At 69.1% G+C, this 14208-nt stretch carries 10 protein-coding genes and 1 pseudogene; 1 reads left to right on the top strand and 10 read right to left on the bottom strand.

Annotation, left to right across the window (positions count from 1 at the left end; all coding sequences use genetic code 11):
- The 3 genes and pseudogenes from A9X03_RS11110 to A9X03_RS11100 all read right to left on the bottom strand — a co-directional run.
- Positions 1 to 819 (bottom strand): annotated as a pseudogene (locus tag A9X03_RS11110) (hypothetical protein); the annotation flags it as partial.
- A 385-nt stretch (positions 820 to 1204) separates the two neighbouring features.
- Positions 1205 to 3472, bottom strand: a complete 2268-nt coding sequence (locus A9X03_RS11105; RefSeq protein WP_068261032.1) for an alpha/beta hydrolase-fold protein — start codon at positions 3470 to 3472, stop codon at positions 1205 to 1207.
- Positions 3473 to 3507: 35 nt separating this feature from the next.
- Entirely contained in the window at positions 3508 to 4635 is a 1128-nt protein-coding gene (locus tag A9X03_RS11100; RefSeq protein ID WP_068261028.1) for a Xaa-Pro peptidase family protein, read from the bottom strand.
- Between the two features lie 155 nt (positions 4636 to 4790).
- On the opposite strand from A9X03_RS11100, the gene A9X03_RS11095 reads away from it, so the two are divergent.
- Complete coding sequence (locus tag A9X03_RS11095; protein WP_068261023.1) at positions 4791 to 5747, top strand: 5'-3' exonuclease; 957 nt, start codon at positions 4791 to 4793, stop codon at positions 5745 to 5747.
- Between the two features lie 4 nt (positions 5748 to 5751).
- Here the strand turns inward: A9X03_RS11095 and A9X03_RS11090 are convergent, their stop codons facing one another.
- The 7 genes from A9X03_RS11090 to pafA form a co-directional block, all read right to left on the bottom strand.
- On the bottom strand, positions 5752 to 6492 hold the full coding sequence (locus tag A9X03_RS11090; RefSeq protein ID WP_067755000.1) for a DUF4333 domain-containing protein: 741 nt from the start codon (positions 6490 to 6492) through the stop codon (positions 5752 to 5754).
- A gap of 81 nt (positions 6493 to 6573) precedes the next feature.
- Complete coding sequence (locus A9X03_RS11085) at positions 6574 to 9378, bottom strand: RNA helicase (RefSeq protein ID WP_068261035.1); 2805 nt, start codon at positions 9376 to 9378, stop codon at positions 6574 to 6576.
- Positions 9368 to 10336 (bottom strand): twin-arginine translocase subunit TatC, encoded by a 969-nt coding sequence (gene tatC / locus A9X03_RS11080; RefSeq protein ID WP_156746533.1) that lies wholly within the window; start codon positions 10334 to 10336, stop codon positions 9368 to 9370. Before tatC ends, A9X03_RS11085 begins: the two co-directional genes overlap by 11 nt.
- Before the next feature lie 45 nt (positions 10337 to 10381).
- Positions 10382 to 10669 carry a Sec-independent protein translocase subunit TatA gene (gene tatA, locus A9X03_RS11075; protein WP_067269728.1) on the bottom strand — a complete coding sequence of 96 codons (288 nt, stop codon included), beginning with the start codon at positions 10667 to 10669 and terminating at the stop codon, positions 10382 to 10384.
- A 72-nt stretch (positions 10670 to 10741) separates the two neighbouring features.
- Positions 10742 to 11713: a YafY family protein gene (locus A9X03_RS11070; RefSeq protein WP_068261020.1), complete on the bottom strand. Its 972-nt coding sequence runs from the start codon at positions 11711 to 11713 to the stop codon at positions 10742 to 10744.
- Positions 11710 to 12705, bottom strand: coding sequence for a YafY family protein (locus A9X03_RS11065; protein WP_068017090.1), 996 nt, complete (start codon positions 12703 to 12705; stop codon positions 11710 to 11712). Before A9X03_RS11065 ends, A9X03_RS11070 begins: the two co-directional genes overlap by 4 nt.
- Before the next feature lie 188 nt (positions 12706 to 12893).
- The coding region (gene pafA, locus A9X03_RS11060) for a Pup--protein ligase (RefSeq protein ID WP_067754988.1) at positions 12894 to 14208 on the bottom strand (1315 nt) is incomplete at its 5' end.

The following is a 14208-nucleotide window of genomic DNA, read 5'->3' as shown; positions in this document are numbered from 1 at the left end:
ATACACAGGAATGGATTTGAACGCACTCTGATCCAGTGCCGCCCAACTGGCCGCAGCGCCTTTGGGATCGAAGGCGAACCGGCTCGGGTCAAGCTGGTCCTGCAATTCGGCAATGCCGACTGCGCTCTTGAAGATTCCCTCACCGGCATCCGCGGTGAGGGCGAAGTCATCCGCCACGAACTTGCCGACGGTCTCGCCCAGAAATTCGACCAGCTGCCCGCGCACGTAGGTTTTCAGGTCGCCGACCAGACCGTCGATGATCTGCATCCCCGTTTTGATGACGTGCTCGCGGGCCTGCGCTTCCCGCTTCATGTTGTCCAGGACGTCGTTGATGTCCCGCACGATCTTCTCCAGCTCATCGGCCGCATCGCCTTCGAAAATCAACATCACGTCATGGGCAAGGTTGGTCAGGCCTGCCAGGCGGCCCAAGAGATCCCGAATCTTGTCCTGTGCGTTCTCCACAACGTTCGCGAATTCGTCCAGAGCGTTTGCCAGGTCGTCGCACCGACCGGCCAGCTTCTCCAATTTGCTGCCCAGTTCGGACAACACCTGCTGCACCAATTGAGCTTCGGGGACCTGCTGCCCGGCGACCACCGACTTCGGACCGTCAAGCCCGTGCCCCACCGCACGAAGTGCATCGCCGAAGCCTCGCCAACATCCGGCAGCCGCGTGCATTCCGACCCCGTTGCCGTTGGGCCAGACGTCGTCGACCAGCGCCTCCACCACGGCCCACAGCAGCGGTTGAGCGACCCCGGCGCCCACGGTCCCGGGGCGGCCCGGAGGCGGGAAGTCCTGCGGTTGCGCGGGCGTCGGCAGCATGTGGCCGCTCCTTCGGACATTGGATGCCGCCTCGGCCCGCGAGTAATTGGACGCGCACAGCTGCACCTTGGCCCCCAGGTACCTGCACGCGAAGATGCCGGCCGCCGCTCCGTTCAGCAGCGACTGGGCCGCATTCTGATACCCCAACCCGAACATTAACCCGGCCGCATCCTGGCCGCTGTTGATCCCGAAGCCCGCGGTGAGCGGTCCCAATGCTGCCGCCAAGCCCTCGCCGACAGCATCCACGGCGCTCCCCGCGACGAACATCGCCTCGGGATCAACCACCAACGGAGCCACGCGCGAATTCTCGCCGGAACCGCGCGCGGCCGCTATTCACCCAATGATGGCTTGGAAAAGCTAGCGAGGATCTCTGCAAAGCCGCAACTCATTTATCAACAGCCCGCGCGGCCAGCGTGATGCGGTGCCGTCCGACCGGCACCGCCACGGTCGGTTCGGCCGGTTGGCCGTCGAGGTGAACGCTGACCCCGGCGGGCAGGCCGCTCAGCGTGATCCGCGCGGCGGTGTCGGTGGCCATCATGATGGTCGACGCCGGCAACGCGGCCAGGCCGGCGCGCTGCACATCCACCGTGATTGCGGCGACGCCAGTGAGCCGCAGCGTGAGATACGGCAGCGGACTCACGGGCGGGCCTACCCGCCAGTCCAATTCGCTGTACACGCCCGGGGTCGGGTCGAAGTTCAGCATGAACCCGCGATGGTGCCGAACGGTGTGTGTCGGGTCAGGGCGCGCATACGAACGCGCGTCGACTTCGGCGATGGCCCCGCGCCGCGCCGTCACCGCAGGGTCCGCGGCCAGGCCGGACAACCACCAGACCCGATGCGGCCCGATGCCCAGGTCGTCGCGCACCAATTGCGGGTGCCAGGCGAACGTGATGTGCCCCGGATCGGCCTGGCGCAGGCCGGTTTCCATGTGGGCGATCGGGTCTTCGAACTTGTCCTGCAACACCCAGGCGAGGTGATCCTCGAGCGGATACACCGTGAAGCGATGTCGGTAGCCCAGCCGATCGAGTTCGAGGGCCTGCTCGGCGGCCGACGGGAACGGCACCAGCTCGTCGACCAACCCGTGCGCGATCACATAGGGCAGCCAGCGTGCGTTGACCAGCAGCTTCCACGTGTCGCCCTCGCGGGCACAGGGCGAGTCCGGGTCGAGGTCGGCCGGGATGTCGACGTCGGGAAGTAGCCGCACCCCGCACGTCGGCGGGCCGGCAAGGACGACCGCCTGCGAAAACACCTGCGGGTAGGTCAATCCCAGCTTGTAAGCCGCGTAGCCGCCCATCGAGTAGCCGGAGATCACCGTGCGATTGGGATCGGTGCCCAGTTGTTCGGCGACGCGCGCCCACACTTCCCAGACATCCAGTTCTCCGGTGTCGAAGTACCACGTCGACGGGCCACGGGCCAGCGGCGTGATCACCACCGAGTCGCGCCCCTCGCACACCTCGTGCAGCAGGCGGGGGTCGATCGCGGCGAATTGGCTCTGCCCCAGCGCCAGCGAATGCAGCAGCAGGGTCAACGGCAGCGTCCGGCCCGGCTTGAAACTCGATGGCAGGCATACCGAATACGGCTGCACCCGACCGAGGAACTGCGGCTTGGTGCTCAAGATGTCGTCGGCGGCCCACCCTTGTTCCAAGCCCTGACCCAGCTCGATCGAGGACACGTACCACCGGGTCGACGGCCCGGTGATCACCGGCTCGGGCTCGGTCTCGCCGGCTGCCAACCGATCCCACTCCACGGTCAGGGCGAACTTCGACACGTCGCCATGGGTCAGCGCGTCGGCCTGGGCGGCATCCGACCAGAAATTCAGGTGCGGCGCCTCCTGCTCGGTCGTGCGAAACGCGACGTTATAGACGTTTGGTTGCCCGGGCAGCGCGCCATGCTCGGCCGGCACGTCGGCGAACCCGTCGCCCGCCGCGTTGGCCAGCCCCGCTGCCAGCCGCACCGTCCAGCTGCCGGCGGGCTCCAGCACGGCCCGCGGCACCTGCGCGATAAACGATCGGGACCCCATGTCGACGCTGTGTTGCACCGGCGTCGTGGACCGGGTGGTCAGGTCGATCAGCGCGGCTCCGCTACCGGAAACCAGCAGGGCCATGTCGATCCCGGGCGAGCGCACCCCGGCCCCCGCGGGCCACTGCTCCGGCGCGCTGCGGGCGGGACCGGTGTCGAAAGTGAACAGGGCGATGGGGACCGACGCGTCCAACAATGTGTTCCAGTCGATCCGCCACCACGTGTGGGTCGCGGTGAGCCCCACCGCCACACGGAAGATATCTGCGCCGTTGCGGGCCGCCGGGCCGTCGGGATAGATGTAGGTGCCGCGCGGCGGCGCCTGCACTTTCAGGTCACCGATCGGCAGGCCGGTCGCCCCGTGGTCGTCGTACAGAAAGTCGGTCCAGAACAGGGCACCGCCGGCCAACCGGCCCGCGCCGCACGTGCGCGGAAACTCTTCCCCGAACGGCCATCCCGACGGCACCGGTAGTTGCGGCTCTGGGCGCAGCGCCGCCGGCGGCACCCCCTCGGGCATGCCGTCGACCACGACGAGCTCAGCTGCCGGTGCCGGTGCCGTCGCGGCGGGATGGACCAGCGTGTCGGCGATGTGGCGTGCGATGCGGATCGGGAGGAGAGTCAAATCCAGAAGTGACATCAAGCCCCAACGTACGCGCCGGTGCGCCTCGGCTGCTACGGCACCGGCACCACGATGAGCTCGTGCGGCCGGTTGTTGACGGGCAGGGCGCCGTCTTCGGTCACGACGACGATGTCCTCGATGCGGGCGCCCCACCGGCCCGGAAAATAGATCCCGGGCTCGATCGAGAAGGCCATGCCCGCGGCCAGCGGCAGGTTGTTGCCCGCGACGATGTAGGGCTCCTCGTGCACCGATAACCCGATGCCGTGGCCGGTGCGGTGCACGAACACCTCCCCGAGTCCGGCGGCAGCAAGCACATCGCGCGCCGCCGCGTCGACCTGTTCGGCCGTCACGCCCGGGCGCACCGCATCCACGGCCGCCAGTTGTGCCCGATGCAGCACCGAATAATGTTGTGCTACTTCAGGATTTGGCTCACCGATGCTGTAGGTGCGGGTCGAGTCGGAATGATAACCCGGCTCGTAGGCGCCGCCGATATCGACGACGACGATGTCACCCACCTGCAGTTCGCGGTCCGAGTAGCCATGGTGGGGGTCCGCGCCGTGCGGACCGGAGCCGACGATGATGAACGCCACCTCCGAATGGCCCTCGGCGACAATCGCTTCCGCGATGTCGGCGGCCACGTCGGCCTCGGTGCGGCCGGGGACCAGAAACTCCGGCACCCTAGCGTGCACGCGGTCGATGGCCGCGCCGGCTTTGCGCAGCGCATCGATCTCGCATTCCTCCTTGACCATCCGCAGCGTCCGCATCACGCCGGTGGCCAGGATCGGCAATACCCCCAGGACACCGGCCAGCGGCAGCAGGTGCAGCGCCGGCATGGAGTCGGTGACGGCGGTCGCGGCGGGAGCACCCCCCAACGCGGCGCCCACCAATTGGTAGGGGTCGTCCCCGTCGACCCAATCCCGCACCGCCAGACCCAATTCCGCGATCGCCGACCCCTTGAGCGACGCCAGCTCCAGCCGCGGCACCACCACCGTCGGATCCCCGGACGCCGGCAGCACCAGCGCGGTGAACCGCTCGAGCGTCTGGGCGCGCGACCCCACCAGGTAGCGCAGGTCGTACCCGGGGGTGATCACCAGCCCGGCCAAGCCCGCTTCGGCGGTCGCGGTGGCGGCCGAAGCCAGCCGGCGGGCATACACGCCGGCGTCGAACCGATGAGATTCCATGGCAGCCAGGCTAACCGCTGGGCCGAGCGTCGAGTCGTTGCGGCAATTCCCGCGCTGCGTCGACGACGGGTCGACATTCGGCGCCGTGAGACGATACCGGAATGCCCGCGGCCTCAGGTACTAGCGGCGACCCGCTACCCCCGGCTTCGCCGCGCTTGCGATCGCCGCTATTGCTGCTCGACGGGGCCAGCATGTGGTTCCGGTCGTATTTCGGGGTGCCGTCGTCGATCACCTCCCCCGACGGCCGGCCGGTCAACGCCGTCCGCGGATTCATCGACTCGATGGCCGTCGTGATCAGCCAGCAGCGTCCCAGCCGGCTGGTGGTCTGCCTGGACCTGGATTGGCGGCCGCAATTCCGGGTGGACCTCGTCCCGTCCTACAAGGCGCATCGAGTCGCGGAAGCCGAGCCCGAGGGCGAACCCGACGTCGAGGAGGTCCCCGACGATCTGACGCCGCAGATCGACATGATCATGGAGTTGCTGGACGCCTTCGGCATCCCGACGGCAGGCGCCGAAGGTTTCGAGGCCGACGATGTGCTCGGCACGCTGGCCGCCCGCGAACGCCACGACCCCGTGGTGGTGGTCAGCGGCGACCGCGACCTGCTGCAGGTGGTGTCCGACGATCCGGTGCCCGTCCGAGTCCTCTACCTGGGCCGGGGGCTGACCAAGGCCACCCTGTTTGGTCCGGCGGAGGTCGCCGAACACTACGGCGTGCCCGAACACCGGGCCGGCGCCGCCTACGCCGAGTTCGCGCTGATGCGCGGCGATCCCTCCGATGGCCTGCCGGGCGTCCCGGGTGTCGGGGAGAAGACGGCCGCGACCCTGCTGGCCCAGCACGGCTCGCTCGAACAGATCCTGGCGGCCGCCCACGATCCGAAATCGAAGATGGCCAAGGGTCTGCGCTCGAAACTGCTGGGCGCGACGGACTACATCGACGCCGCGGAACAAGTGGTCCGGGTGGCCACCGACGCACCCGTCAGCCTGTCGACCCCGACCGACGCCCTGCCGCTGGCGGCCGACGACCCGCACCGCACCGCGGAGCTGGCGACCCGACTGGGCGTCGGGTCGTCGATAGGGCGGTTGCAGAAAGCGCTCGACGCGCTGCCGGACTGACCGACTACTGCGGGCGGCCCACTTCGTAGGTGCCCTTGTTGTCCTGGAAGGTCACCGTCACGTGCTTGGGGGCTCCGTCGATGCTGACGTCGCAGTCGAACGTGGCGCCCTTTTTGACGGTCGGGTTCTGGCCGTGGTTGCACTTGACGTTTTGGACGTTCTTGGCGCCGTAACCGTTGGTTTCGTCGGAAAGGACCTGCTGCACACCCGCCTGCGCCTTATTCACGTCCAGCTTGGTGGTGACGAAGAACCCGGGCTGCCAGAAGCCGAGCACCAGCACGACGGCGATGAGCAGGAAGGCGATCACCCCGCCCACGCCGGCGATCACGGCGACCGACCGCTTCTTGGGCGGCTGCTGCTCATATGGCGCGTACTGCTGCGGGTACTGGCCCGGCTGCCCGTACTGCCCGGGCTGGCCATACTGGCCGGGCTGGCCATACTGGCCCGGCTGCCCGTACTGACCCGGCTGGCCGTACTGACCCGGCTGGCCGTACTGGCCGGGCTGCGCGTACTGGCCGGGCTGCGCGTAGCCGGGCTGCTGGGGGTATTGCTGCGGATACGCCTGTTCGGCCGGCTGCTGGTACTGCGGGTACTCGGCGGGCGGCGTGTATGCCGGGGCCTGCCACGTCGCCTCCTGGCCCGGCTGCTGCTGCCACGGCGAACCGACCTGGGTCGGTTCGGACGACTGATCGCTACCTTGGCCGGGCGGTTGCCACTGCTGCTCCGGTCCCTGCGGTCCGCTCATCGTCTCTCCTCAGCCCCTTAGTGTCTTGGCACGCACTCTCGGCGTTGTGATTGATTGGATCTACGGTAGCTTCGGCACAGCCTACCCGGCGTCAACAGCGACGACGCCGCGCCGAACGTCATTGATGGCGCGCTTGGCCGTGGCCCGCAACTCGGGATCGGGGGCGGCGTTGCGGACCTGGTCCAACAGATCCAGCACCTGGCGGCACCAGCGGACGAAATCACCCGCCAGCAGCGGCGAGCCGGCGCCGGCCGGGTCGACGGCCGCCAGGGCCGCGGCCAGGTCACCGGTCTTGGCCCAGCGATAGATGACGTTGACGAAGCCGTCGTCGGGTTCCCGGCTCGGCGCGATCCGATGGGTCTGCTCGTCGGAGCGCAACGCGTACGACAGCCGCGACGTTTGCTGCAACGCCTGTCGCACCCGCTGAGTGGGCGCCTCGGCGGCGAACGCCGCGCGCGGGCCTTCACCACCGCGGCTCTCGTACAGGACCGCCGAGACCACCGCCGCCAACTCGGGCGGTTTCAGATCGGCCCACGCGCCGGTCCGCAGGCACTCGGCGACCAGCAGATCGCTCTCGCTGTAGATGCGGGCCAGCAGCCGGCCGTCGTCGGTGACGTGGGGATCGGTCTCCGGGCCCTGGATGAAGCCGCGCTCGGTGAGCAGGCCGACGATCCGGTCGAAGGTCCGCGCCAGCGAATTGGTCGCGGCGGCAACCTTTTTCTCCAGCTGCGCGTTGTCCCGTTCGATGCGCAGATACCGCTCGGCCTGCCGGACTCGCGACTCCAGCCCGGCGCTGTTGTGCGACGGGTGCCGGCGCAGCTCCTCCCGCAACGAGGCCAGCTCCGGGTCGTGGAACGCCCCGTCGTGGTCGCCACGGCCGCCGCGGCGCCTGGCCGGAACGGCCAGCCCGGCCGCCGCCGACCGCAGCGCTGACGCCAGGTCACGCCGGACCCGCGGCTGGCGGTGCTCGACCCGCTTGGGCAATGGCATCGAGCCGACCGGAGCCGACGCGCCCGAGTAGTCGGCCGTGGAAATCCTTCCCGCCCAGCGGTTTTCCGTGAGCACCAACGGGCGCGGGTCATCGCCGTCGCGGGCCGATTCCAGCACCACCGCCAGCCCGCCGCGCCTGCCATGGGTGATGTTGATGATGTCGCCGCGCCGCAGCGCGGCCAGGGCGTCGCTGGCCGCCTGACGGCGCTGCAGACGCGACGCGCGGGACTGCGCGCGCTCCATCTCCGAAATGCGGGCGCGCAGCCGCGCGTAGTCGAGGATCGGGGCCTGCGGGCCGCCCAGCTCGGCGGCGATCTCGGCGAGCATCGCGTTGCCGCGCTCGATTCCGCGGACCAGGCCGACGACGGAGCGGTCGGCCTGATACTGGGCGAACGACTGCTCCAGCAGCCGGTGCGCCTGCTCGGGCCCCATCTGCTGCACCAGGTTGATCGTCATGTTGTACGACGGGGCGAACGAGCTGCGCAGCGGGAAGGTGCGGGTGGAGGCGAGGCCCGCCACGGCGGACGGCTCGGTGTTCTCGTCCGTGGGATTCCACAGGACCACCGCGTGACCCTCGACGTCGATGCCGCGCCGCCCGGCGCGGCCCGTCAGCTGCGTGTACTCCCCCGGTGTCAGCGGCATGTGCTGCTCGCCGTTGAACTTGACCAGCCGCTCGAGCACCACCGTGCGGGCGGGCATGTTGATGCCGAGCGCCAGCGTCTCGGTCGCAAACACCGCCTTGACCAGACCGGCGGTGAACAGCTCCTCGACGGTGTGCCGGAACACCGGCAGCATCCCGGCGTGGTGGGCCGCCAGGCCGCGCAGCAGCCCCTCCCGCCACTCGTAGTAACCGAGCACCGCCAGGTCGGCGTCGGCGAGATCGCCGCAGCGGTGGTCGATCACCTCGGCGACCTGCGCCCGTTCCTCCTCGGTGGTCAACCGGAGCGGCGAGTGCAGACACTGCTGGACGGCGGCGTCGCAGCCGGCTCGAGAGAACACGAACGTGATCGCCGGCAGCAGCCCCTCGGAGTCCAGCGTCGCGATCACGTCCGCCCGCCCCGGCGGCCGGTAGAACCGCGGCCGGCCGGTCGCACCGCGTCCACCGCGCCCGCGCCGCGGCTGCCAGTCCGACATCCGGTCGGCCTCCCGGCGATGCGCGATGTGGCGCACCAGGTCCGGGCTGACGCGCGCCTCGTGGCCGGCGACCGGCTGCCCGCCGGCTTCCGAGCTGCGGTAGTCGAAAAGGTCGAAGAGCCGCTTGCCCACCAACACGTGCTGCCACAACGGCACCGGCCGGTGCTCGTCGACCACCACGGTGGTATCGCCCCGCACCGTCTGGATCCAGCCGCCGAATTCCTCGGCGTTGCTCACCGTCGCCGACAGGCTGACCACCCGCACCTCGTCGGGCAGGTGCAGGATCACTTCCTCCCACACCGGGCCGCGCATCCGGTCGGCCAGGAAATGCACCTCATCCATCACGACGTAGGAAAGCCCTTGCAGCGCAGGCGAATCGGCGTAAAGCATGTTGCGCAGCACCTCGGTGGTCATCACCACCACGGGGGCGTCGGCATTCACCGACATGTCACCGGTCAGCAGGCCGATCCGGTCGCGGCCGTAGCGCGCGATCAGATCGGTGTGCTTCTGGTTGCTCAGCGCCTTGAGTGGCGTGGTGTAGAAGCACTTGCCGCCGGCGGCCAGCGCCAGGTGCACGGCGAACTCCCCCACCACCGTCTTGCCGGCGCCGGTCGGGGCGCACACCAGCACGCCGTGGCCTCGTTCCAGCGCCGCGCATGCGCGCTGCTGGAAACCGTCGAGCGCGAAGGGCAATTCGGCGGTGAACCGGGTCAGCTCGACGAGCTCCGTTGCGTCCTTCGGCACCGACGGTTTAGGTGACATCGTCATGCTGGCCGGCGGTGAACGACGGCTCCCGCGCCGGCTCGTGTATCGGTGCGGGCGCCTCGATGACCGAGGCCTCGTCGTCCGGGATCGCTGTCTGCGCTTCGCGCTTTGCCTTCCGCCTGTCGTGCAGGCGGGCGATCTGGATGGCGAACTCCAGCAGCACCGACAGCGCCACGCCCAACGCGGTCATCGAGAACGGATCGGACCCGGGCGTGAAAACCGCGGCGAACACGAACATCCCGAAGATCAGGCCGCGCCGCCAGGACTTGAGCCGCTCGTAGGTCAGCACGCCCGTCATGTTGAGCATCACGATGAGCAACGGGAACTCGAAGCTGACCCCGAACACCACCAGCAGGTTGATTAGAAACCCGAAGTACCGGTCCCCGGACAGCGCGGTCACCTGCACGTCGCTGCCGACCGTCAGCAGGAAGCCCAGCGCTTTGGACAGCACGAAGTAGGCCAGGATCGCGCCCGTGACGAACAGCACCGCCGCGGGGATCACGAATCCGACCGCGAAGCGACGCTCCTTTTGGTACAGCCCCGGCGTGATGAACGCCCAGAGTTCGTAGAACCACACCGGGCAGGCCAGCACGACCCCGGCGGTCAGCCCGACCTTGAGCCGCAACATGAACTGGTCGAACGGCGCCGTGGCCAGCAGCCGGCATTGACCGTCGGCGCTGATGCTGGCGCGCGCCGACTGAGGCAGGGAGCAGTACGGGTGGCGCAGCCACTCGCCGAGGCTTTCCAGCCCGAAGATCGAGTGCGAATACCAGAAGAACCCGAAGATCGTGGTGATCAAGATGGCGGCCAGCGACAGCAGCAACCGGGTGCGCAGCTCGGTCAGGTGATCGACGAGCGACATCGTCGCGTCGGGGTTGGTGCGGCTGCGCCTGTTACGCGGATTGAGACGCTTCAGCACGCCGGCAGTGCGCGCTGAAACCTTGAAAACTTTCACGACGCTCGTTCAGTAGCGCTCGGGCCCCGCGACGATGACGGCGGGCTACGCCGGGCGTGCTTCGGAATGCCCCTGCTCGGCCGCCGGAGCGTCGACACGCTGCGACTGCACGGGAGTGGGGTTCGCCGCGGAGGGGGCGCTGTTGGTCGCGTTGTTGGCCTCCAAAGCCGACGACTCCGCTTTGTTCTCGGTCTGCATTTCGCGCAGCTCAGACTTGAAGATGCGCATCGACTTGCCCAGCGAACGTGCTGCATCGGGGAGCTTCTTGGCACCGAAGAGCAGGATCACCACCACAGCGAGGATCGCCCAGTGCCACGGACTAAGACTGCCCACTTTGATTACCTCCAGACGTCTACCCGATGCTACCGCAGTGCGGCGATACACCGGACCGACCGCGCCGTGGCCTCAGGGGGCGAGCGCCCGGTAGGAGTCGAGCGCCGCCGCCGCCGCATCCCGGACACGTACCGCCAGCGACTCCGGTTCAAGCACCCGCACGGCCGACCCGAAGCCCAGCACGAGGCGGGTCATCCAGTCCTCGGAGGCGTAGGTCATCACCGCCTCGCAGGACCCGTCCGGCAGCTCCCGCACGTCGCGCATCGGGTAGTACTCGAACATCCACGACGCCGACGGCGCGATCCGCAGCCTGGCCGACGGCAGCGACGGGTCGCCGTCGAACAGGGAGGTGTCCGGCGGCGCCTGTAGCGCCAGTTCGGGCGGGGCCGCCGGCTCGTCCAACTCGGTGGCGTCGACGATGCGGTCGAAGCGGAACAGCCGCACCCCTTCGGCCTCGCGTGACCAGGCCTCCAGGTAGCTGTGGCCGCCGATCAGCAGCACGCGGATGGGGTCGACGATCCGGCTGGTCAGGGTGTCGTGCGACGCGGAGTAATAGTCGATGGCCAGCGCGTGTTTGGACTGCACCGCGGTGCGCACCGCGGCCGCGGCGTGGCTCTCCGCGGGTGCCTGCTCGTCGACCGCTGCCGCCGACCCGGTGGCGTCCTGCCCGACGGCACCCGCCGCGGCCTCGATCTTGGCGATCGCGCTGCGCGCCGCCTCCGGATCCACGACGCCCGGAATGTCGGCGAGCGCGCGCAGGGCCACGAGCAGACCGGTGGCCTCGGGCGAGGTGAGTTTGAGGGGCCGGTCGATGCCCGCGGAGAAGGTGACCTCGATGGTGTCGCCGGCGAATTGGAAGTCGATCAGGTCTCCCGGGTAGTAGCCGGGCAGCCCGCACATCCAGAGCTGGTTGAGGTCCTCTTCCAGCTGCTTGGCGGACACCCCGAGGTCGGCGGCGGCCTTGGCGCGGGTGACCCGCGGGTTGGCCTGGAAGTACGGCACCATGTTGAGCAGCCGGACCAGGCGTGTGGATATGGCGGTCACGACGGCCCCCCGCCGTCCAGGTGGGAGCCAAGCCGCGCCAGGACGTCGTCGCGCAGCTGCTGCGGTTCGAGCACGACCGCGTCGGCCCCATAGCCGGCGATGTCGCCCGCCAGCCGGTCGCTGGACCCGATGTCCAGTTCGATCACCTCCCCGTCGCGGCCGCCCAGTTGCCGCGCGCCGGTGGACCGCCCAGCGCGCCGCAGCGCGGTGGCCCGCCCGTCGGCGACCCATACCCGCGCCTGCCCACCGGTCGGCGTCTCGGCGATCGTCCGGGCCACGATATGGCGCAAATCCACATCCGCGGGCACCACCACCGCCCCGGCCGGGCCGATCGGCCGGACCTCGGCGCCGATCCGCGACAGCCGGAAGGTCCGGGTGGCGTCGCGGTCGCGATCATGACCCACCAGGTACCAGCGGCCCTTCTGGGTGACGACGCCCCACGGCTCCACGGTGCGCACGCTGTACGGCTCGGCGCGCGAGGGCCGGTGCGGGAACTGCACCGCCTGCCGGGAATCGATGGCCGACAGCAGGATTCCGAGAACCTCTTCCGAACCGCGCAGCCCGGGCACCCCGGCCGGTGAGGCGATCGCCACCGGCGCATCGGGGTCGACGTCCACGCCCGCGGCGCGCAGCTTGAGCAGCGCACCCTGGGTGGCGGTGATCAATTCGGGCGACTCCCACAATTGGGTCGCGACGGCTACCGCGGCCGCCTCGTCGGGAGTCAGCTCGACCGCCGGCAGCGCGTAGGCGTCCCGGTTGATCCGGTACCCCTCGGTGGGCTCCATGGCCGACGCCCTGCCCACCTCGAGCGGGATGCCCAGGTCGCGCAGCTCGTTCTTGTCCCGCTCGAACATGCGGGAGAAGGCCTCGGCGCTCGGGCTGTCCGCGTAACCGGCCACGCTGGACCTGATCTTCTCCGCGCTGATGTAGCCGCGGGTGGACAGCAGGGCGATGACGAGATTGACCAACCGCTCGACTTTCGAGGTCGCCATTCGCACCAGGTTATAACCGTCGCCCGTGGTGCGCCTGCACCGGCCTGCGAGTCGCAGTTTTCACAATTGGCACATCAGTCACTAGTTCGCCGGGACCACCGGCTCGACGGATTTGATAGCGCCCGCGATATCAGTCGTGGCGCGCATCGGTGGGTACGAGCGACGGGTGTGGCAGCTGTGACCAGAAACTACATGCTGGCGATCAGCCGCTTGACCCGCTCGTCGACCGCCCGGAAGGGGTCCTTGCACAACACGGTCCGCTGGGCCTGGTCGTTGAGCTTGAGGTGCACCCAGTCGACGGTGAAGTCGCGGCCCGCAGCCTGAGCGGCGCTGATGAATTCGCCGCGCAGCCGCGCCCGGGTGGTCTGCGGCGGGTGGTCGACGGCCTCCGCTATCTCCTCGTCGGTGGTGACGCGCGCCGCCAGGCCCTTGCGCTGCAGCAGGTCGAACACGCCGCGCCCACGCTTGATGTCGTGATAGGCCAGGTCCAGCTGGGCGATCTTGGGGTCGGACAGCTCCATGCTGTAGCGGTCCTGGTAGCGCTGGAACAGCTTGCGCTTGATCACCCAGTCGATCTCGGTGTCCACCTTGGCGAAGTCCTGGCTCTCGACGGCGTCTAGCTGACGCCCCCACAGGTCGACGACCTGCTCGATCTGGGCGTTGGGCTCGCGGGTCTGCAGGTGTTCGACGGCGCGGCTGTAGTACTCGCGCTGGATGTCCAGGGCGCTGGCCTGCCGGCCGCCGGCCAGCCGCACGGGCCGCCGCCCGGTGATGTCGTGGCTGACCTCGCGGATGGCGCGGATCGGGTTGTCCAGCGAGAAGTCACGGAAGGGGACGCCGGCCTCGATCATCTCCAGCACCAGCGCGGCGGTGCCCACCTTGAGCATGGTGGTGGTCTCGCACATGTTGGAGTCGCCGACGATCACGTGCAGCCGCCGGTACTTCTCGGCGTCAGCGTGCGGCTCGTCTCGGGTGTTGATGATCGGACGGCTGCGGGTGGTAGCCGAGGAGACGCCCTCCCAGATGTGCTCGGCGCGTTGCGACAGGCAGAACGTCGCCGCCTTCGGGGTCTGCAGCACCTTGCCGGCCCCGCAGATCAGCTGGCGCGTGACCAGGAACGGCAGCAGCACATCGGAGATCCGGGAGAACTCGCCGGCCCGCACGATCAGGTAGTTCTCGTGGCAGCCATACGAGTTGCCCGCCGAGTCGGTGTTGTTCTTGAACAGGTAGATGTCGCCACCGATGCCCTCGTCGGCCAGCCGCTGCTCGGCGTCGATCAGCAGGTCTTCCAGCACCCATTCGCCGGCCCGGTCGTGGGTGACCAGCTGCACCAGGCTGTCGCACTCGGCCGTCGCGTACTCGGGGTGGCTGCCCACGTCGAGGTACAGGCGGGCGCCGTTGCGAAGAAAAACGTTCGAGCTGCGCCCCCACGACACGACGCGCCGGAACAGGTATCGGGCGACCTCGTCCGGCGACAGCCGGCGATGGCCGTGGAACGTGCAG

The sequence above is a fragment of the Mycobacterium sp. E1715 genome (assembly GCF_001667625.1).
In the GTDB taxonomy this organism is placed as follows: Bacteria; Actinomycetota; Actinomycetes; order Mycobacteriales; family Mycobacteriaceae; genus Mycobacterium.
This window is presented reverse-complemented; position numbering and strand designations above follow the sequence as displayed.

What these genes read in the sequence shown, in the direction of transcription:
- A9X03_RS11105 (WP_068261032.1), bottom strand. Translation starts at nt 3,472, where the DNA reads ATGTCACTTCTGGATTTGACTCTCCTCCCGATCCGCATCGCACGCCAC.
- A9X03_RS11065 (WP_068017090.1), bottom strand. Translation starts at nt 12,705, where the DNA reads ATGGCGACCTCGAAAGTCGAGCGGTTGGTCAATCTCGTCATCGCCCTG.
- A9X03_RS11085 (WP_068261035.1), bottom strand. Translation starts at nt 9,378, where the DNA reads ATGTCACCTAAACCGTCGGTGCCGAAGGACGCAACGGAGCTCGTCGAG.
- A9X03_RS11100 (WP_068261028.1), bottom strand. Translation starts at nt 4,635, where the DNA reads ATGGAATCTCATCGGTTCGACGCCGGCGTGTATGCCCGCCGGCTGGCT.
- A9X03_RS11090 (WP_067755000.1), bottom strand. Translation starts at nt 6,492, where the DNA reads ATGAGCGGACCGCAGGGACCGGAGCAGCAGTGGCAACCGCCCGGCCAA.